The following is a 496-nucleotide window of genomic DNA, read 5'->3' as shown; positions in this document are numbered from 1 at the left end:
AAAAGTTCTGTATTTTTACAAGCTTTACCTATAGGTAAGAGTTCATCATCTTTGAAAGGGCGGTTGATGATGTAGTAGGTGCATGTTCCAGCAATCTCGGTTGGGCCGTAAAGATTGATAAATTTAGCCTCCTTAAGATGATTTCTCCAAATATTTAAAGTTTTGGTAGGCATAATCTCACCCACCCAAGCTACAGTTTTTAAAGAATCAAGTCTATATTTATCTAAAGCATTTCCTTTACAAAGATGGGTTAAAACTGAAGGTATCCAAGAAATAGTAGTGATTTTTTCTTTTTCCATATAAGAAAAAATTTCATTTGGAAAAGCAAAGACATGATTGGGGACGATGTGTAAAGTTGCACCTGCTTTTACACTTGAAAAAATATCTCTCACAGAAGCACTAAAATAAAACGGAGTTTGATTAAGTAAAGAATTTTTAGAATCAATCTCTAAAATTTCACAAATTTTTAACGTATAATCAATCACACTCTTATGGG

General features: G+C 32.3%; 1 protein-coding gene. It reads right to left on the bottom strand.

Annotation, left to right across the window (positions count from 1 at the left end; genetic code table 11):
* Positions 1-496: AMP-binding protein (locus tag H2280_RS08495; protein WP_337216265.1), on the bottom strand; the 496-nt coding region annotated here is incomplete at both ends.

Origin of the sequence: Campylobacter sp. 2457A (assembly GCF_020135895.1) — a bacterium.
Classification (GTDB): Bacteria; Campylobacterota; Campylobacteria; order Campylobacterales; family Campylobacteraceae; genus Campylobacter_D; species Campylobacter_D taeniopygiae.
The sequence above is the reverse complement of the archived record's forward strand: the minus strand, read 5'-3'. Positions and strand labels throughout refer to the sequence as shown.